The sequence below is a fragment of the Bradyrhizobium sp. CCBAU 45389 genome (assembly GCF_028128625.1).
In the GTDB taxonomy this organism is placed as follows: domain Bacteria; phylum Pseudomonadota; class Alphaproteobacteria; order Rhizobiales; family Xanthobacteraceae; genus Bradyrhizobium; species Bradyrhizobium liaoningense_B.
In genome coordinates, this window is the sequence record NZ_LBIY01000084.1 from 1 (window position 1) to 19,730 (window position 19,730).

Annotated in this window: 15 protein-coding genes and 1 pseudogene; 10 read left to right on the plus strand and 6 right to left on the minus strand. The window is 59.9% G+C overall.

Annotated features, from left to right (window positions below; translation table 11 throughout):
* The 4 genes and pseudogenes from XH79_RS14500 to XH79_RS14515 all read left to right on the plus strand — a co-directional run.
* Positions 1-307: pseudogene (locus tag XH79_RS14500) on the plus strand (hypothetical protein); the annotation flags it as partial.
* Between the two features lie 37 nt (positions 308-344).
* Complete coding sequence (locus XH79_RS14505; protein WP_271526475.1) at positions 345-602, plus strand: hypothetical protein; 258 nt, start codon at positions 345-347, stop codon at positions 600-602.
* 371 nt (positions 603-973) lie between these two features.
* Positions 974-1,555 carry a hypothetical protein gene (locus XH79_RS14510; protein WP_271526474.1) on the plus strand — a complete coding sequence of 194 codons (582 nt, stop codon included), beginning with the start codon at positions 974-976 and terminating at the stop codon, positions 1,553-1,555.
* 231 nt (positions 1,556-1,786) lie between these two features.
* On the plus strand, positions 1,787-1,990 hold the full coding sequence (locus tag XH79_RS14515; RefSeq protein ID WP_271582120.1) for a hypothetical protein: 204 nt from the start codon (positions 1,787-1,789) through the stop codon (positions 1,988-1,990).
* Between the two features lie 58 nt (positions 1,991-2,048).
* On the opposite strand, the gene XH79_RS14520 is transcribed toward XH79_RS14515, so the two are convergent.
* Positions 2,049-3,413 carry a hypothetical protein gene (locus XH79_RS14520; RefSeq protein ID WP_271526473.1) on the minus strand — a complete coding sequence of 455 codons (1,365 nt, stop codon included), beginning with the start codon at positions 3,411-3,413 and terminating at the stop codon, positions 2,049-2,051.
* Complete coding sequence (locus XH79_RS14525) at positions 3,410-4,357, minus strand: AAA domain-containing protein (protein WP_271582121.1); 948 nt, start codon at positions 4,355-4,357, stop codon at positions 3,410-3,412. Before XH79_RS14525 ends, XH79_RS14520 begins: the two co-directional genes overlap by 4 nt.
* 39 nt (positions 4,358-4,396) lie before the next feature.
* Between XH79_RS14525 and XH79_RS14530 the strand changes: the two genes are divergently transcribed.
* The 3 genes from XH79_RS14530 (at position 4,397) to XH79_RS14540 (ending at position 9,838) form a co-directional block, all read left to right on the plus strand.
* A complete protein-coding gene (locus XH79_RS14530) occupies positions 4,397-6,760 on the plus strand; it encodes an ATP-binding protein (RefSeq protein ID WP_271582122.1) in 2,364 nt (787 codons plus the stop codon).
* A 295-nt stretch (positions 6,761-7,055) separates the two neighbouring features.
* On the plus strand, positions 7,056-8,105 hold the full coding sequence (locus tag XH79_RS14535) for an SIR2 family protein (protein WP_271526468.1): 1,050 nt from the start codon (positions 7,056-7,058) through the stop codon (positions 8,103-8,105).
* A complete protein-coding gene (locus tag XH79_RS14540) occupies positions 8,102-9,838 on the plus strand; it encodes an ATP-binding protein (RefSeq protein ID WP_271582123.1) in 1,737 nt (578 codons plus the stop codon). Before XH79_RS14535 ends, XH79_RS14540 begins: the two co-directional genes overlap by 4 nt.
* Positions 9,839-10,325: 487 nt before the next feature.
* On the opposite strand, the gene XH79_RS14545 is transcribed toward XH79_RS14540, so the two are convergent.
* From XH79_RS14545 to XH79_RS14560, 4 genes are all read right to left on the minus strand, one after another.
* Positions 10,326-11,645 (minus strand): type II toxin-antitoxin system HipA family toxin, encoded by a 1,320-nt coding sequence (locus XH79_RS14545; RefSeq protein ID WP_271526466.1) that lies wholly within the window; start codon positions 11,643-11,645, stop codon positions 10,326-10,328.
* A complete protein-coding gene (locus tag XH79_RS14550) occupies positions 11,645-11,896 on the minus strand; it encodes a helix-turn-helix domain-containing protein (protein ID WP_271526465.1) in 252 nt (83 codons plus the stop codon). Before XH79_RS14550 ends, XH79_RS14545 begins: the two co-directional genes overlap by 1 nt.
* Positions 11,897-12,010: 114 nt before the next feature.
* The gene (locus XH79_RS14555) at positions 12,011-12,433 is read right to left on the minus strand and encodes a hypothetical protein (RefSeq protein WP_271526464.1); all 423 of its coding nucleotides are present in this window, start codon (positions 12,431-12,433) and stop codon (positions 12,011-12,013) included.
* 204 nt (positions 12,434-12,637) lie between these two features.
* Positions 12,638-13,804 carry a nucleotidyltransferase family protein gene (locus XH79_RS14560; protein ID WP_271526463.1) on the minus strand — a complete coding sequence of 389 codons (1,167 nt, stop codon included), beginning with the start codon at positions 13,802-13,804 and terminating at the stop codon, positions 12,638-12,640.
* Positions 13,805-14,139: 335 nt separating this feature from the next.
* On the opposite strand from XH79_RS14560, the gene XH79_RS14565 reads away from it, so the two are divergent.
* From XH79_RS14565 to XH79_RS14575, 3 genes are read left to right on the plus strand one after another with little or no spacing between them, the layout of a single operon-like run.
* A complete protein-coding gene (locus tag XH79_RS14565) occupies positions 14,140-15,669 on the plus strand; it encodes a Wadjet anti-phage system protein JetA family protein (RefSeq protein ID WP_271526462.1) in 1,530 nt (509 codons plus the stop codon).
* Positions 15,659-16,297, plus strand: coding sequence for a DUF4194 domain-containing protein (locus XH79_RS14570; protein WP_271526461.1), 639 nt, complete (start codon positions 15,659-15,661; stop codon positions 16,295-16,297). The genes XH79_RS14565 and XH79_RS14570 overlap by 11 nt, the downstream gene beginning before the upstream one ends.
* A complete protein-coding gene (locus XH79_RS14575; protein WP_271526460.1) occupies positions 16,294-19,728 on the plus strand; it encodes an SbcC/MukB-like Walker B domain-containing protein in 3,435 nt (1,144 codons plus the stop codon). The genes XH79_RS14570 and XH79_RS14575 overlap by 4 nt, the downstream gene beginning before the upstream one ends.
* Positions 19,729-19,730 lie beyond the last annotated feature (2 nt).

Sequence of the window (19,730 nt, forward strand, 5' to 3'; positions counted from 1 at the left end):
CGCGCGGCAGCTTAATTTTGGCGGAAGCTCCACTCATCGACGCGGAATTGCTGTTCAGACAACCGGGACCACCTCAACTAGCGGAACCATTACTCCTGCATGGAAGCTCGTGCGAGCGACGTTCAACCAAAGTGGCAACTTGTTGTCGGCTTTGCGCAATCGCAAGCATGACCTGGTGGTGACCTTCGCGCCGCTGGATAAAACGCAGAGCGGAAATTTCCTAATCCCAATCGGCGAAAGTACGCATATTGCTTCGCAGTTGACCAGCGGCATTACGACTGGCTTCAAGAGCGCCCTGGGCCAATAGACATCTATAGATGTAGATCTTTGATTGGAGGATTATAATGGCCAAGAAAACGAAAAAGCGCGCCATCAAGAAAGCTAGAAAAACCGGCGCGGAAGTCGTGCCTGACTCTCTGTCGGCTGATCCGGCAACGAATGCTCTGGCTGACAGAGTTGCGCGTTGTAATAAGCCGCCGCTCAAGTGGCTTAGGCAAGCTGATGGGTCATGGCTGGAATGCTCCCTTCGATCAGACTGCACCTACGGCAACTGCCACGAGGTAAGTGCCAATGAGGTGCCAGCAGAAATCCGCAACGGTTGAGGCGCACCGTGTGATCGCCGGAGGCGCTGTCAAGCTCAAAAGCCGAGCGAGCTCATGTCCGGAAATATTCGCGCACTGAAGGCCCGGTTTGGCAAGCCGTTGATCAGTGGCTTCAACGAAGCGATCTTGCCATTTTATTCCGGACGGTTGCTGGTCGTTCGGTCCTGAAATCAACGCTTCCTCGGAGCGTACTCGATGTCACTATGCTCTGACCGACTAAATAGCGCAATGCAGTGAGCCGATCCAATAGGCCAAACGCCGAAATGATTTATTGGGGTCACCAACGCAACGGCATGACATCGTCATTTCCGTAGCGCCTTTTTTGTTGCGCTGGTTTCTTGCTGGGTTGACTTTGTTGGAGGAGCACACCCATGGCAAAAACACTCTTTTGGGGAACCCTTTTGGTAGTCCTGACTATCGGGGGGATATCTTATTTCTATGTTCGAGCTTTGAATCAGCTTCAGGCGGACAGCGAAAAAATCGCTCAGGTACGGGCAGGTTACGAAACACGATTACAGGAGCTGCAGAAGAACCTAACCGTTGAGCAAACGAAAACTGTGGCGGTTCCGACTCAGACCGTGACAACGGAATGCAGGTCACCCGACATTAATCTCGGCGGTATCAAGCTTCCGCCCGTTTGTATCCCTGTTGTCAAAACGACCACTCAGAACATCCAACAGGTTGTGAAAGTGGAGGATGCAAAGGTACGAGCAGAACTAGATGAGACGCTCGCCCGCTTGAAAGATCTCTCGAAGCAAAATCAGAATGCAAAGTCTGTCCTAGACGAGATTAGGCCATGGTACGAGTTTGCGCAGCAATTGATGAAGCCTGTCATAAGCATCATCGTTCTTATTGTTAGCCTGATCATCATTCTCTCGAAGAGATATAATGCCGATCAAGAAAAATGGGCTTTCGGCTCTCTCGGTACAATCATCGGTGTGTGGTTGAAGTAGTTCGTTGCGCTTGGCGTGGCGGAGATCGACAAAGCTAGATCCGAATTTGCGCGCGGCGCAAAGAGAGCCTAATCACAGGCGAGAGCTGGTCGCAAAGAGACGCTCGTTCTCGCCTCTATTTGCGCAAACCGACTGATTGGCCGGTTGAGACCGAAGTTCTCAGTTAATGTTTGACCGCAGTATTCGGGCCTGAATTTGCCCCTTCGGCGCAGTGCGGCAAGGACGAGCTCGATGAAGTCCTTGAGCCCATCGGGAACAGTTCCCGGCAACAAGTTGAATCCAAAGCCGCGCATTATCGCTGCAGAAAGCGTCAATCATTCCGCTGAACTGGAATTTGTGCGCGGGGCAATCGATAGTCTGATCATAAGGGACGGCTATAAAGGAGTTGCCGTAGCAGCTCTCGACCGCGCACAGGGAAGACTCAGGTCAGTGTGATCTTCGCGGAGATTTGCGAGATCATCTCTGTTAGATTGCAGCTGGCTTCTCGCAATTGCTAAGTGGGCCGGTTCGCTGGCACCGATCGATATGATCGTTCAGCAACTTCCGCTTCTTGGCTTGCACCCGGATCTGAGACGATCTTCAAAGGGAGTTGACCGACTGGCCTTGCGAATTCCATAGTAACGTTTCCGCCTGCTTTAGCGACCAACGCCTTCAGCCGATCGAACTCGCCGCACCAGATCGTTTCCATGTCGTGGTCACGATTTGCATCGCGAGCTTCGGCCGAGCTGCCGATACCTACGGCACGCACCTGGAGGAGATCCGATCTCGATCCGCCCAAGAGCTCTACTCCGTAACCAGGATTGGCCGCCTTACGAAGGACAATCCGGCCGTTCTGGACCCAGGCGGTCGCCATTCCCTCCGATACTTCGTATCCCAGGCTGGCAAGACCTTCGAGCACCGCGCGCCTGCGCTCCGCCGCGGCCATCGCCTTGAATTCTTCCTCGATGAGAACGTCGGCGCGTTTGACGAGTTCTTGCCGGTTGCTGGGCAATGGGGAGGCGAGGGCGTCCTCGATTTCGCTCACCAACGAGGTAGCCTCCGCTGACTTCATGCCGGAAAGCTCGGCGCGTCGCGCCCGAAGCTCGTCGGCTAGTCGCGCGCTGGCGCGGCCATCCTTCACGGCCGCGGCCAAGTCCAACAGAAGGCTATCTGCGATAAGTGATCTTCGAGCCGACGGCTCTGCTTCCAAGAGCGCGACACGGTCCGAGAATGGGGAGGGATCGATGCCAAGCCCGCGCAACTCGCCGAGAAGAGTATCGACGCGTCCCAAGGCAGGATCCTCCATCTCCTGAGCTTGCCTGGCAATCCATTCCTGCAGCGTGGCGCGGCGTTCGCCGGCGGCCAGGCGAGTAGCAAGCTCGCGTTGGCGGTCTGTTGCTTTTTGTGCCGCCTGAGAAGGAAGCAGCAGCAGCGCCTTTGCCATCGCCGCTTCCAGGCGCTCGGAAGATCCGTTCGAGTCACTGAGCTCGCTTCGAATGTCGGTGGGAATTTCGACTTTCAAGGCTTGTAGCCTCTGCAGCAGTGCCTCGGCCGCGGCTTTGGAGCGCCTCAAACCACGCTTCGAACGGACCTCCATTTCGGCAACCCTTTCGACCCGGCGTTCGGAGTCCGCCTGAAGGAAGGCGATCTCGGCGGCAACCTGTTTCTGGAGTTCGGTGAAACGATCTGCCTTGAGCAGGCGATGAAGCGCGTCCCGCCGGGCTGTGACATTCTCGATGTCCTTCTGCTCGATCGTTCCGTTGCGCCTGCCGGCGGACGTCCAGCTTTCGATCGCGCAGTCAAGCCGCGCCAGGTTGCGACGACAGATGGCGATGATCTCTGCTCGGGTAACGATCCTGAATGCTTTGGGTCCGCTCATTGCAATCCTCCCCCACGAAGCGCGTGCTCGACAGCGTTCTTGAGCCGGAGGCGTTCGGCGTCTCCAGCATGAGTCCAAGCATACGACGAAACTCTATGGACATAAGGAACGGCTCTTCCCAACACATTGGGGCGCCAGATCTCGCGAGCACGCGCTCTTTGAAGCAATTGGTGTCGCGGCGCATCGCATTCGACGCCTATCGCGTACAGGCCGGTCCGGGGATCGGTCACGGCAAAATCAAGGCTGAATGCGCCGCCATCGCGAGCCCGACTGGGCTTATAGCCATTTGCTTCCAGAAAGGCTTCGACGGACCTGGTGAAGCCGTCGTCCTCATGATGTCCAGCTTCGTGGTGCGGACGTGGTTCGGTTACCATCCGGTCCAGGAGCGTCTTTCCGGACTCTGCAAGACCATCGGATACCGTCCTGGCATATTCGAGGTAGCCTTGCAGATAGTCGCGCGGCACCCTGGGACCGCTCCTCCTCGTCAACAGGTCCGATATCTCCGATATCGGCATGGATGTGACGATGACCACCTTTTCTCTCGCACGTGTTACTGCGACATTCAGGCGGCGCTCGCCGCCGGCGTGGCCTAGCGCGCCGAAGCTCTTGCGAAAAACGCTGTGTTCGTTGCGGCCGAACGTCGTGGAGAAAACGATGATGTCACGTTCATCGCCTTGCACGTTTTCCACATTCTTGACGAAAAAGCCCATGTCCTCGCCATGCTCGATACGTTCGCGCTCGCGCATCAATGCCTCTCGGAACGCTGCATCGTTTTCGGCGCGATCTTCCAAAGCATCTTCTATGGCGTCGGCCTGCTTGCGGCTGAATGTGACGACACCAACCGACGGTGGCGATGAATCCTCCCAAAGCTCCGATAGGTATTGTACGATATCGCTGGCTTCCTTTTGGTTCGTCTGGGCCTTGTAAGTGCCGTCCGAGCGCACGACTTCGATCGGCTTGAGCCTGCGGATTGTCTCTAGGGGATGGCGAACGGGGACGCGGCGCTAGAGGATGCCAGCGAAAAACTCGCTGATATCCAGGCACGGCTTGAAGCGCTCGGAGCGCAGAAAGACCTTTCGGTGCTGGCTGGGGTCGTTGAGTCCATTCGTGCTTTTGGCGATCTCGATGCGCGTCTCCTGAGTATCCATCAAGAGCATCGGGATGCCGATAGATCATGTCAGCGGCAAATGGCTGATATGAATCCGCCTATCGTGAGTGAAACGAGTTTGCAGGCCTTGAAAAGTCCGGCGAAAGAGGCGGTAAGGGCGCATCGCGATGCTGCTCGTGAGCTTCAGGCGCGTATTCAGCGCCAGCAAGCTGTGACGCGTGAGCTGACGCGTACAGTCGAAAACAATCGAAAGTCTTATGCTCGTCTTGTGTCAGATGAAAAAATTGTCGGCGTTGAGGAGTTGAAGAAACTCCGCGAACGGCGGGATGCCGGATGGTCTATCATCAGGCGCAGACATGTCGACAAGATCATGGTGCCAGAATCGGAGGAGCTCGCTTTTACAAGCGGCGAGCCGCTGCTCAATGCCTATGTGAAGGCCATCGAAGACGCCGACACCGCGGCGGACCGTCGCTTTCAGAATGCGCAGTCGACGGCTGCGGCCATGGTGCTGGCGCGGCAAATCGCTGACGAGCAAGACGTCCTTGAATCCGCCAAGCAGGAGCTTTTTTCGTTAGCCGAAGAGCAGAAAGCGTTGGCCGAGGCTTGGGCGATCCTGTGGAAACAGGTTACCGATAACCCGCGTTCTCCGGACGAAATGCTGGATTGGCTCGATGCGAGGGCTGACGTGCTCGATCAAATCGCCAAGCGTGACGCCGCGCTTCATGCAGAGTCCTCGCTCCAGCAGCAAATTGCGAAAGCCAAGCAACAGCTCGCCAGCTTGATGGCGGACACGGCAATCGCAGCCTCCGCAGATAGTCTGCCGCTGAACGGAATTCTTGGGGCTGCCGAAGCGCGCCTTCGCGCGGAGGAGGGCAACACACAAAAGAGGAATGAACTCGCGCTCGAGGAACGGAAGGTCGCAACAGAAGTCGAACGCAGGCGCGTGGCTGTTGAAAACGCTGCGAAAGAGCGTGATGTCTGGAACGCGCAATGGAAGGAGGCCCTGAGGGGTCTCAATCTGTTACCCGAAGCCCCGCTTGAGACCGTTCAAGAGCAAATTGAAGCAGTCGATCAGATGCGGGAGACGTCTGCCAAGATCGCGGATTTGAAGCACGAGCGCATTGGAAAGATCGAGCGGGACATCACGGCGTTTACGGAGGATGTCGAAAAGCTCGTAAATGCGATCGCGCCACGGTTTTCCGGACAGAATGCAGATGAAGCAATCCTTCAACTCCATGCGCAATTGAATGCGGCGAGGCAGACTGTCGTGTCCCGCGACGAAAGAGCTGAGGCGATGCGGGGCCTGCAGAAGAAATTGGAAGAATGCGACAAGTCCAGGACGGACGCCGCGGCCGTAATAGATGGCCTCAAAAGGGCTGCAGCCGTCGATTCGATCGACAGATTGCGAGCGGCTATTCTTCAGTCCGATCTACAACGCGCACTTCGGGATGAGCGATCGCGCTTGCGGACCACGCTCGAGGCTGATGGCGATGGGCTTGGTGTCGAACAACTCGCCGAGGAATGTCGCAGCGCCGATCCCGATCAAACAACGGCTCGGGAGCAAACGCTAAAGGCAATACTCAAAGATGTCAGGGAACGCCAGCTGATCGCAATTCAGAGTCGCAATGATACTGAGCGTTTGTTCGAAGCCGTCGGCGGCGACGCCGCTGCGGCCAAAGCTGCTGGTGATCGTCAGCTGGCTTTGGCCGAGATGAAGGAGGTGGCGGCGCAGTATGCGCGCGTTCGCTCCGCAACCATCATCCTGAGGTGGGCGATCGAGCGGTTTAGGCGCGAAAAGCAGGCACCATTGCTCAAACGGGCAGGGGAGCTGTTCTCTATTCTGACCGGCGGCTCGTTCCAACGCCTTACGCTCGAATACGACGAAAAAGATGTGCCACATCTGGCGGGCGTGCGCGGGAACGGAGGAGCGGTGCCCGTATCAGGTCTCAGCGAAGGAGCCGCCGATCAGCTCTTTTTCGCGCTGCGCATTGCGGCCGTTGAAGAGTATCTGATGCATGCTGCGCCGGTGCCCTTTATTGCCGATGATCTTTTCATCAATTATGACGATGCGCGCGCATCGGCCGGTTTCAGGGTGTTGCAACTGCTTGCGGAGAAAACACAGGTGCTTTTCTTCACTCATCACCAGCACCTGCTTGATGTGGCGTCTACTGCGTTTGGCAGGAGTGTTTCGACGGCAACGCTTGAGCCTCGCCCACATCAAATGAAGAATGTTGCTTAGATGGATTACAGAATGCATGTCTCGACATCATTATCGCTATGTTCAAACGCAGTCCGCGATGCGGAGTTTGCGTCGACATGCTTCTCGGACTTCCTTTGGGGAAGATCAATCCCGGAAAGTTCACGGTCCTGCAGGCCCTTCGTCGCCGCGACACCAAGCGTAACCTGATCGGCTAAGGGCTAATTTCAGATTTAGCGAGGACGCAATCCTCGCCGAAATTGTTCCATTCACTAAATCTCATGGGGATGACGACGGCTGTAGTGGATACAGCCCGCGTTGGCCGGGAAGGGACTGTATGGCGGCCAAGAGCGCGCCGGAGATGGCGCAGGAATTCGCGCAGGCGGCGCTTAGCGCCACACCGGTGATCATTCTGGGCAGCGGCGCCTCGGCTGCACACGGTGTGCCCGGCATGGGCGGCCTGGCGTTGCAGCTTTCCGCTATCAAGCCTCCCACGAGCTGGACAGCAGACGAGAGGAGCGAATGGGAGAAGTTCGTCGCGCAGCTTGCGGCCGGCAATGATCTCGAAAGCGCCCTTCAGGCCGTGCGCCCGACGGAACGCCAGACCCAGTTCATCGCCACCGAGACCCGCGCTGTCCTGCTGCCGCACGATCTTCGCGTCCTCCAGACGCTTGTGGCGGATCGGCGCGCGCTACCCCTTTCGCGGCTGTACCGCCATCTCTTCGACAGCACGCACAAGACCGTCCATGTCGTCACGCCTAACTATGACCGGCTTGCCGAATATGCCGCCGATGCCGTCGATGTAAGCACGTTCACTGGCTTCAACTACGGTTATTTGCAATCGCGCGCCCGCGATTCGAACACGCGCGTTTTCGTTAATCGGCAGGTGACCCGTACCGTTGCCGTCTGGAAAGTGCATGGCTCTCTCGACTGGTTCCAGGATTCTGCTGGCCAGATCATCGGCGTTCGCGGAATGCCCGAAGTGCCGGCCGGATACTCGCCGCTGATGATCACGCCGGGCATCGATAAATACCGGCTGACACATGGCGAGCCGTTCCGAACGATCTTGGGCTGCAGCGACGCCGCGCTGGAGAACGCCCGCGCCTATTTCTGCGTTGGTTATGGCTTCAACGACGAGCATCTTCAGACCAAGCTGATCGAGCGTTGCGACCGCGATTCCGTCCCGCTTGTCGTGATCACCAAAGAGCTGACCACGTCCGCCCGGACCTTCCTCGGCGGCGGACGCTGCCGGCGCTATCTCGCGATCGAGGAGGGGACGATGGGCGCGCGCGCTTATATGCACGACGTACCGAAAGGGTTCGACGTAGATCAACCGATCTGGCGGCTCGACCGCTTCCTCAATGAGATGACAGGAGTTTCCGCGTGAGCATTCTGGATTTTGCGGATGGAGAAGCGCTGGGCCGCGTCCAATCGGTCGACACGACCACGGTGATCGTCCACGTCGATGATGTCGAGGCGCTGCGGGCGCTGCAGGTGAACCGGCTGGTTGCGCTCCAGAGCAGCCTTGCCGGCCACAAGTTGATTGGCGTGATCCAAAAGATCATCCGTACCGCGCTCAGTGAAGCGAAGATCGCCGATGTCGAGCTAGGCGAGGCCGCGCATCCCGAAGTCAATCTGGTTCGGATTATGTTGATCGGCACGCTGCTCGATCGCGACGGACCGCGCGCCAATGTCTTCCGCCGGACGCTTGAGACCGTCCCGGAGATCGATGCCTGCTGCTTCGCTCTCGAAGGCGAGCGCCTAACGCGATTCATGGGCGTGATTTCGGAGGTGACCGGCGGCGCGCAGCGCCTGTCGCTTGGCGCCTATACGCTCGATCCCAACGCTCAGGCGTTCGTCAATGGCAATCGGTTGTTCCAGCGTCATGCGCTCATCGTGGGCAGCACCGGCTCGGGCAAGTCGTGGACGACCGCCCGCCTGCTCGAGCAAATCGCCGAGCTCGACAGCGCCAATGCCATCGTGTTCGACATGCACGGAGAATATGCGTCGATGGCTGGCGACGGTTTCGTCCATCTTCGCGTCGCGGGCCCAAGCGACATCGAAGCGGGGAAGGGGCTGAACGATGGTGTGCTGCATTTGCCCTATTGGCTCATGAGCTACGAGGCGCTTGTCTCGATGTTTGTTGACCGCTCCGATCAGAACGCCCCAAACCAGGCTATGATCATGTCGCGTACCGTCGTGGACGCCAAGACGGGCTTCCTGAAAGCTGGCGGTCATGTCGAGGTGCTCGCCAACTTCACGATCGACAGTCCGGTGCCTTTCAGGATGGAAACCGTGCTCGGCGAGCTCAACCGCCTCAACGCCGAGATGGTACCGGGAGCCAGGACGGAGAAGCAGGGCGATTTCCACGGCAAGCTCAGCCGTCTAATCCAGCGCCTCGAGGGCAAACGCACCGATCGACGCCTCGGCTTCCTATTTCCTGCGTCCGGCGTGGCGGACAGCTATGATTGGCTCGATCGCGCAGTTGAGCTGCTGCTCGGTGGCAGGGCGGCCAAAGGCGGCCACGGTGGCGTCAAGATCATCGACTTCTCTGAAGTTCCCTCCGACATTTTGCCGCTGATCGTCGGCATGGTCGCGCGCATGGCCTTCCACGTGCAGCAGTGGAGCACGCAGGGGCTTCGCCATCCGGTGGCCCTGTTCTGTGACGAGGCGCATCTTTATATTCCACAGGATCCGACTTCGGGCGCCGCGGAGAATGCGATCGCTACCTTCGAGCGCATCGCCAAGGAGGGGCGGAAATATGGCGTCGGGCTGGTGGTGATCAGCCAGCGCCCCGCCGAAGTGAACCGTACGGTGGCCAGCCAGTGCAACAATCTCATCGCGATGCGGCTAACCAACGGTGACGACCAAGCTGTCGTGCGACGGCTGCTGCCCGACAGCCTCGGCGGCTTCGGCGACCTGCTTCCGGTCCTCGACACGGGCGAAGCACTCGTCGTTGGCGATGCGATTCTACTGCCCACGCGTATCCGCATTGCCAAACCGATAAACGAACCGCTTAGCGGCACGATCCAGTTCTGGGATCGTTGGGCCGACCCAGCGGCTGCGGCGACGCTCGACAAGGCTGTCGAGAGTTGGCGCCGTCAGACGCTTGTCAAATAGTTGCCTTCCGGCAAGCCTCTCGCGCATCACGATGCTGGGCGCGACGCTGCAGCAACTGATGTGATCCTGCCTGCTTCCCACCATCTTTATCATTCGTCTTGCCAGTGCGTCCGCGATGCTGGTGCTGATGGCCTCCGAGATGGTTGGCGCGAAGGCAGGTCTTAGCTGTCTCATCATCAACAGTCAGTACAGCTTCCTGATTCCTCCGATGTAGGGCATCATCAGCATCACGATGATCGGACTTGCTTTCAACGCCGTTCTAGAGGCGTTGCAGCGGCGCTTCATGCGGTGAAGGCGCCGGGCACGAATTGAGTACGGCGGTGGCTGATTGGGCTCCTTCGATGAAGGCCCCCCTTGGAAGATGGGACGCGGAGAGCAACTTCTTTCATCAAGGCGACACATAGAAAATTTATGATCCCGAGATCTTAGCCGCAACGCCGGCTCGGTCAGAAAAGCCGACCTACGCGCCGCGCCGACTGGCCGCGTGTCATTCACTACTCTTGAGCGCAGCCAGCGAATTCACACGGCGCTTCGCGCCATCAGCAATCGATATGGCCATCTTCTCCGGAAATCCTTTTGGAAGCGCATTCAGCACCTGATCTATGGCTTTTGCGGCTGTATCGCCGAGCTGCTGGATGACAACCTTGACTGTTTTGTCGGATAGACCGCAGCTTTTCGCAGTCTGCACGAAATGTCGGCCGAGAACCGTGTGAACGACATAATGCCGGTTGCTGCCGATCGCCATGGCAAGCTTCATTTGGTTTTGGCTGATCTGTCCAGCGTCCAGGCTCGGTTGGGTCGAAATGATGTCATAAAGCGGGGCAAGATGAAAACGTCCGCCCGGCGCCAAATGAATGCTAAAATTCTTCGCATGGCCATCGGTGGCGGCGAGCAGCCAGAACACGATCTGCGCCTTGAAGAAAATGGCCCGGTCATCCTCAGGCGTATCGCTGCCCTTGAGGAAATCCGAGATTTTGCGGATGCCAGGTCCGCCGTCGGATTCATACTTGCGCGCGGGCGGAACCGACAGTGCTTGGCAGCAGTCTTCCTGCGGCAGCCGCAACAGGCGGCCGTCGCGCGTCCAGATGCGATCGAACCGCTCAACTGCGAGCACGCGGCGCCCGGCGAAATCGATGATGCTCGATTTGGCGACCGGCAAGCCGAGTGCGGCAACCAGCTCGAGGCACAGATGCTCGTTTTCGACGCTGCTGGTCAGGTCGCTTCCGTTCGGCAACTTCCCGATCTGCGGCTTGATGATGTGCGTAGTTGCGGTCGTGCCATGAGGAACGTGCCACTTGTCTTTCCAGTAAAGCAGCGCTGTCTTTTCCTGCGCGCCCGCGAGAGAAATGCGGAAGTCCTGGTCGGGGCCGATGCCGAGCGGATTGCTGTCAAGATTACCGAGAATGGCGGCGATCTCCTGATCGCTAGCGGCGCGGCCATCAATGGCGCCGGCGGCTCCGGGCGCGGCACCGTCGGGAAGGAATTGCAGCGCGCCGATGCAATCGCGGCCGATTGCGGAGAGCAGGCTGTAAGCGTCGGCGCCATCAGCATGCGCACGTTCAGCGACGCGTCGGCGGATGTCGTCATTGTCGGGCAGAAGATTATCAAAGACAGCGACGACCGGATCGCCGATATAACGATCCTCCCGCAATGGCAGCGACCCCGAAACGGGGATGGCATTTTCCCACGCGAGCCACTGCTTGTCATACTGGAAATCGATTGCGCCGCTGCTCTCGCGCCGCAGCCGCCCGACCAGCCGTGCGTTGAGATAGACGTTGAGCGGCGCGCGGGCAGGACGACGCGCCATCAGAACAGATCCTCAATCGCTTCAGCCGTCAATTTGGTGCGCGGCCGGATGACCAACTCGAGGTCGAGCGCGGCCAGCGCATCCATCAAGATGCGCAGCTGCGTTGTAGGTACACCGGCTTCCAGCTTCGAGACCGTCGCTTGACGCGCATGCATCTTCTCACCGAGGCCACCCTGGGTGAGCTTCTTCTGCCGCCGGTAGCGCCTGATCCCGGCGCCGATTTGCTGGGGGGTGCGGGCAATCGTATCCATAAGCTAGCATACGCAAACGCGTATATACCGTCAATATACGCGCCCGCGAATATCTACTGATTATACGTTTCCGCGTATGCTTAATACGCAACTGCGTATGCCACGCGATCTATCTCATTTCTGAGATCGCAGTCTGGCGTACGTCGCTTTGATCAGCTCGTCCAACGCCGCAGTGGCGTTCTCGTTGAGATTGGGATCTTCGCGCAGGATGGACGAGATCTGGGTCAAGGGGCTGGCCGCGCCGAAAGCGACTTTCCGCTGCCCCAAGCGGTCAGCCGGCAGGCCAAGCCATTGCGTAAGAGCTGCCAAACTGCCGACATCGGGACGCCTTCCCTGGGACAAACGCGTTGGGGTTGAGGCACTTACACCGGCGGCAATCCGGGTCAGGGCGGAGGTCATAGCGGTGGCCCCGACAAGCCCGTTAGTCCGTTCGTCGTCGAAAAACCGGTCACGGTCGAGGACGAGAAGCAGACCGGCCATCAAACAGGCGGCGATTGCGCAGCACGTTCCGATCCAGCTCGACTTCGTGCTGAGCATCGAGCGCGTCGGCGGCAAGACCGAGCTGATCGAGCGGCATGATGCCTAGTGATCGGCACCATCACCGGAATGGTCAGCTGCATCGGCAGCGAGATGATCAGCGAGCCAATCACGTGATTCGGCATGCCGACGTATCAGCAGCAGCACCGGCACGCCCGTCGCCGATGATGCGCGAGAGAGCCTCATCGACATGTCGAATTGGCATCACGGCGTTGGCGAGGCCGTCGGCTTCGCAATTGAAACGCGCGCCAGAAGACCTTCCTTGCCTCCCGTAAGCCCGTACTCCTCTGCCGGCTTGCCGTCGAGTTTGGCCGCTTCGGCTACGCCCTTCGCGAGCATGTCGAAAGTGTCGTGCGAAAGACGCAGGGCGCCAACACCAAGCCGTCGTCGCCATCTGGCTCCGCGTTCCCACGCTTCCATCCACGCAAAGCCTAGGTCGCTACTACGTTTGACGGCATTGAATGCTTGAATGAGCGCGCCAGCCTGGTTGATGTCCTTTTTGGCCTTATCCGCAAAGAACACATTCCGTTTGGTCGCGATGATCAGTTTGTGGACGGCGTAGCGCTCCGGGGCCGGTACAAGGACCGGCACGCCGGCGTCGTGCAAGACCACAGAGCGGATGGGCTCATGGATCAGGTAGTCTAGGAACCGCAAAACCTGCGCCCCTACAGACGGCCCCAATGAAGGCATCTGCGTCAGTCTGGAGGAGTAGTCCTCGTCGCCACGGTTTGGTGTAAGGAATTCGACCTTGAAGCCGGTGGCATTGGCAAAACCGCTGAACAGCTTGGTTTCATCGGGGGAGAATGAGGGCGCAAATGTCGGATCCACCTTTTTCAGGATCTCTTCGATGTCGGGCATGCTTTCATCGATCGAGATCGAGATGCCGTAGAATTTCGCGATGTCCAAATCCTCGGTCGTCACGAGCTCGTCGGGCAGCTTGACGCCGAGTACGCCGCTGTATGTCTGATAGGCCATCGAACCGACGAGCGTGGCGCGAAGCCGGAAAAGTCCCGCGCGCGCGAGTTCGTTGACGACGAGACCTTCCATGTGGGGAGGGGCAGGGTAGCCGGCCCGCCTCAACTTCGCTGCCAGCTCGCGTCGCGCGCGATAGCCAATCTTGGTGCGCTGGAAAGCTTCCGCGCGTTTGGCAATCTCGGGATCATCGGCCGGACCGACATATTTGAGGGTCGTCTTCGTCGGTCCGTCGCCACCGGAGGGCTCGTAGGCCTTGTAGTAATAGTATTCGCGGTTGGCTCGCTTCTGTTTGAGAAAGGTCCCGTTTTCCGGGAAGTTCTCGTCGAAATCCGCGTCGGTCGCCTTTTGAACCAGGTCGGAGAACATGACTTGGTCGATGTTGGAAAACTGCTTCATAGGTTTTTGTTACCATTTTGGCGAAGTGGTAACAATGGCTTTGTATCCATCCTGCCAAAATGGTAGCAAAGCCTTTGTATCCACTTCGCCATAATGGTAACAACAATGGATTCAAGGGCTTGAGCCGATTGTTCCGCTTCCAGGGTCCGAAATCTACCTCCCGATCCAACTTTGGAGCCTCGACAGGGATCGAGCTGCCAAGCTATATTAGAACATACTAGGAACAAACCTTCCGGTTGTATTTTCAAGACCCACTCTCAATAACAATGTTGTCCGGCACATCATGCGTTTAGTGTCGCCAACTCAAGATAAAGTCGGGCCCAGGAGCCGCGTCATTGACCTTGTTTCGCCATTTGCATGACGACGCGTTTTTGGCCTTTTCGCGCGATCACAAGCACCTGTACGCGGCCTGTCTGCTCGACCTCCATGAACGCTTCTTTTCAGGCGCGCCGTCGTTTCCGACGCCGCAGCAGGTCGTCCATGCCGTCTACGACGTCATGCGTGCCAACCCCGTCCTCTGGAACGAGGGCGATGATTTCGGCAGCCTGCCGGAAATGATCTCCGCGGGACGCCGCCGGATCCGGAAGGCCGACGTCGCGCTCGCTTCCGAGAAGGGCGACAAGGCGCTCGGTCTTGCCCGACAACTGTACGCCCGGCTGCTCGCCTGGGGATGGCTTGAAGAGGAGGAATACGGGCTTCGCGTCACCGTGGACATGGCTATGGGATCGCTGCTCGTCATCCAGCGGCTCGCGAGCCTCAACAAGGATCTCTCGCAGCGATTCGGCGGCTTGATCGTGCAAATCCGCCTCAACCTGGAGGCCGTCGAAAAACTGAGGCCCGAGATCACCGACCGCAAACAGCGCGAAGCCGCGCTCGCCGTCCGCGAGGCGCGCAATCAGGCCGACCAGTTCACTAAGAGCCTGCGGGCCATTCTGGCCGACCTGAAGCGCGTCCGACGGACCGTCATGGAGTCGAAAACAGTCGCTACCCGGCTGGAAGCCTTTTTCGAGGAGTTCGTCGAACAGCTTCTGCTGAAGGATTTCGAGTCCATCCTCACCGTCAACCATCCGTACCGCTTCCGCGACGCCATCGTCGATCTCGCGCGGAGGATCTCCTACACCCCTGAGACCATGCAGGTCCTTGCCGAGGAGTACACAGCTTCCAGCATGGCAGCCGACATCGAGGACGGTCGAATGGCCGCGGCCGACGACCTGCTGGCCATCGAAAGCATCTTCGATCAGATCGGGGAGATGTTTGGTAGGATCGAGGCCTTCCGCAGGCAGCTCGAAGCCAGGGTCCGCAACACCATTAAGTACGCCGAGCGGGGCGGCCAGGGACTCGTCGGCCGGGCTAGCGATCTGGTTCGGCGGCTGGATGCCCTACTGCGGGACGGCACACACCACAACGCGACAATCGAATGGAGCATCGAGCCGCTGCGGTCGCCCTGGTCGGAGCACCATCAGGCGCCGGCCAGGCAGCCGCGCCGTCCCGTCGAAGCAAGGGAGCTCGCCGAGCCGCCGTCGGACCCGCTGTACGAACTGCGCAAGAAGCTCCGCCTCGAGTACATCGCGCGCATCGCGCCCCGCCCGGAGGATGTCAGACGATTCCTCGAGGGCCAGGTGCCGCCCTTCGCGACCAGGGAAGCCCGCTTCATGGAAATCGATACTGTGGACGACTTTCTCGCCTTCGATTGCGCCCGCCGATATGCGCTGACGGGCGAGATTCCGGTGCAGGTCGCGGCCGGGTTCGATCTCGAACCGTGCCCCGACACGCCACCACACGACAGCGAATGGCTCCGTTGCGCAAACTTCCTGGTCAAGCGATCGGGCGCACTCCGGAAGGCGAGCGTGGCTCATGCTCAGTGAATTCGAAAACGTCGAGCGCTCCCTCGGCGCGGAAAAGGCAGCCGACCTCCGCAAAGCGCTGCACTTCCTGCTACGGCGGCAGTTCGTGTTCGCGGGAGATCCCCGGACCGGGACAGTCTACAGCACGATCATGGATGGCCGCTTCCGCGACGTGGTCGACGGATTCTTCGATAGTTGCGGATACCGCGTCCATCGCGATCCGGAGGCGCAGTGGGCCGGCATCGTCGCGATGGACGAGGACGTGCCGCTGCCCCGGATGAAGCTCGATGAAACAATCGTCATGCTGGTGCTGGCGGCGTACTGGCAGCAGGAGGTGAACGTCGGAGCGGTCGAGGACCGGGCCGTCGTTGTCGCCACCTTGAACGACCTGTTTGACCGGTACCGCGAGATGGCGCAACACGGCGGCGGAGGCGCGATCTCGCCCGCCCGCTTCCGAGACATCCTGCGCGAGGCCGCCCAACGCAGTTTGGTCGAGATCGGTGATTTTGACGACGAGCAGCAGGACTGCGAGATCAGGATCCGTCCGATGATTAAGCTGATCAGTGGCGGCGATGCCCTCCAACGGCTTGAGCGCTACGTCCGTAGCGAGGAGGCGCGGTTTCCGCAGCCCGCAGGAGACGAGGCATGATAGAGCTACGCCACCTGACGATGGTGAACTGGCACCTGTTCGACGTCGCCGACATCGACGTGACAGGACACGTCGGGGTCCTGGGCGAGAACCGGTCCGGAAAATCCACAATCCTCGACATGGCGCAGGTCGTTCTCACAGGCGCGAGCCGGCGGTTCTTGCGCCTGAACGCGGTCGCCGGCGACAGCGGAAAATCGCGCAGCGGCTCGAAGCGCAGCGTCGTGGACTACTGCCTCGGGACGCTCGGCGAAGACCAGCGTCGGCGCGACGAGGCGCGCACCTACATCGCGCTAGGTTTCGAAGACACGGAAGGCGCCCGCCCACCGGTCACGATCGGCATGGCACTTGAGGCGCGCAAGTCCGACAGCAGGGAGACCGTGCTGGCACTTTTCGTCGCCGTCGGGACCGTTCTGAGCTCCAAGGACTTCATCGAACAGCGAGGAAAGTCGCAATTCCCGGCGCCGTGGGAGGACGTGCGCGCCCGGATCCTCGCGGCGGTCGGCGATGGCAACTTCGTCAATCATCGCGACCGGGCGAGCGACTACGTCCGTGAGTACATGCGCCATCTTCTGCCGCATTCGCCCTATGGCGAGCAGAACGCCAGCGCCCTGCAGAAATCAATCGTCAACGCGATGACGCTCGACCACAACCAGACGGCGACGCAGTTCGTGCGGAACTACATCCTCGAAGACAGTCCGATCGGCATCAAGGAGCTGCGCGAGTCGATCCAGACATACCGCAACATCAGCGAAACCATCCGAAAGATGCGCCTCAGGCTCGAAGCCCTGAGGGCGCTTCGGGTCGTCCTCGGCACGCTTGAAGAGGCGCTCGAGACCAAGTTCAGGGAGGAGTGGATCGCAAAACGCGCGACTTGGCTCGCGGCGCGCGCGACAAACCTGGACTTCAAGACCAAGCGGCGTACCGAGATGGCGCGCCGGGACGCGGCAGCAAAAGAGCTCGAATTCATCGACGACGACGTCAAGGCCATCGATAACGAGATCGAACGTCTCACGGCCGCGATCGCCGAGCACGATGCCAAGACCGGCAGAAAGTCCCTGCAGCAGACCGCCGATGTGGCCGGGCAGGCGGCGCACCGCGCCTCGGCGGACTTCAAGGCTCGCATGGAGAACATCCGTCGCCTGGAGCCGCTACGCGCGATGTGCGCGGACGGTTTCGAGGACTTCGTTCCTGCTCTTGAGCGTCTTGTGACCGCCACCGCCGGGGCCGACATCGGGGGCGTCTCCAACGAGGTCACCGCGGCCGAGAAATCCTTCGCGGCAAGCGGCGCCAAATGGCTGCCGAAGATCGACGAAGCGCGTCAGACGATCATCGCGGAGCTTTCCGGGCTCCGAGGCCGGCGCGACGAGGTGCTCGAACGCATTCGACAGCACGCGGCGGGAGGGGCGCGCGCCTATCTTGGCGACGACACTGAACTTCTCTGCCGCAGGCTGCGGCAGAAGGGAATGGTCCCGCGCGTGCTCTGCGACATCGTCGAAGTCGCCGAACCAGAGTGGGTGGGAGCCGCCGAGGCGCTCCTCGGCCGCGACCGGGAAGCTGTGTTCGTGGACAGAGCGGATATCAGCGCCGCCACGTCAATCTTCAAGGAAGGTCGCCGCGAGTTTCGCCACGCATCGCTCGTGAGCCTAAACAAGCTCGAGCAGTTCAGGGTCAAGCCGGAGCGCGGCACTTTCCCCTCGATCTTCCGGAGCCAGGATCCGGATGCGATGGCCTTCATCATGCGCCGCTACGGCACGGTTCGCCTCGCGGACACGCTCGACCAGTTCAACAGGCCCGGCCGGGCTATCATGAAGGACGGGCTCTACGATGACGGACTCGTAAGGACCCATCGCTGGATCGAAGCCTCGCAGCACAAGATTGGAAAGGCGGCCCAGGCGAACGCCCTGCGCTCCCTGCAGGATCAGGCCGACGAACTGGATCGGCTCCAAACGGAAAAGAGCAAGCAGGCCCAGGCGGCAGAGCAGGCCTTCGCCGCTCTGAAGAATATCTGCGAGGGACGTGACGATCTGAGGGCTTGCGCCGCTGCCTTCGCAGCCGCGCAGACCGAGATCGCCGAAGCCCAGGCGAGGCTCGAAGCGCTCGACGGCGCGGGCGACGGCGGGCTTCGCGACAAGAAACGAGCGCAACAGAACCTAAAGGTCAAGAGGCTCGACGAACGAAAGATCCAGCAGAAGGCGTTCGGCGAGCATGACGGTGAGGTCAGGTCGGCGGAGAGGAGGCTCGGAGAGGGCGAAAACGTGCCCGGCTCCGAGCTCAGCCTGCGGGTCGCCCGCTCGATCTATCGCAAGACCTTCCCGCTATACTCCGCCGCGAAGGGCAGGATCGTGTACCGCGAGCGCCTCGATGCCGCAGCCCAGAAGGGCTTCGCGGAGAAACACCGCGCTATCGCCGACAGAGCGCTCAAAGATGCCGACGCTTCGGACGCCGAACGTCTCCGGATCGAGCGACGGGTCCGCGAACTCCTTTACGATTACTTCGACCAGTTCGGGATGAGCTCGCAAGTCGGCGCGGAGAGCGAGCCGCTGCGGGAGGTGAAGCCATGGATGGAACAGCTCATCTCGGATATCGAATCCAATGAGCTGCGCCAGTACGAACGGCAGGCGCGTGATGCGGCGGAAAAAGCCTCTACCCTGCTGCGCGGCGAGTTCATCAACGCGCTCACGGCCCGGATCGGAAAGATGGAGCGGGAACTGCAATCGTTGAACCGTAGCCTCTACGCACATCCGTTCCATAACGAGCGATATTCATTCCATCGCACCCAGATGGTGGAATTCCAGCCCATCCTGAAGATCATCGAGATAGCCAAAACCTCTCCGGAGGCGCTCGATATGCTGTTCCGGGGCGACGTGCCCGATGACTTCCCGCACAAGGATACGATCGTCGCACTCGAGGCGCTGCTCGAGGACCCCGACAAGGATTTCACCCAGTTCGAGGACTACCGCAACTTCTACACCTTCGAGATCCACATGGAGGATGTTGCCACCGGCCGCTCGACCCGCTGGGAGCAGCGGCGCGGCACCGGGTCTGGCGCTGAACAACAGGTGCCTATCTACGTTGCCATCGGCGCTTCGCTGGCCGCCGTCTACGGCAGCGCGGAGCGTCGTGCCGGCAAGCCCGCCGGTTTCGCCCTGGCCATGTTCGATGAGGCCTTCTCCAAGATGGACGGCAAGAACCAGCGGCAGATGATGAGCTTTTACAAAAATCTCGGCCTGCAGTTCGTGATTGCTGCGCCATTCGAGAAGCGGGTCGCCGTGCTCGAGCACATGGACACCATCGTGGAGGTGGACCGGATCGGCGAGCAGTCCAGGGCTACCGTGGTGGAACTGAAAGAGAAGGCCAAGCGCGAGCTGATGGCCATCGATCCGGACCTGATGTCCGAAGATGAGCTCGCCAGCCGTCTGGCCGCCGAGTAGCC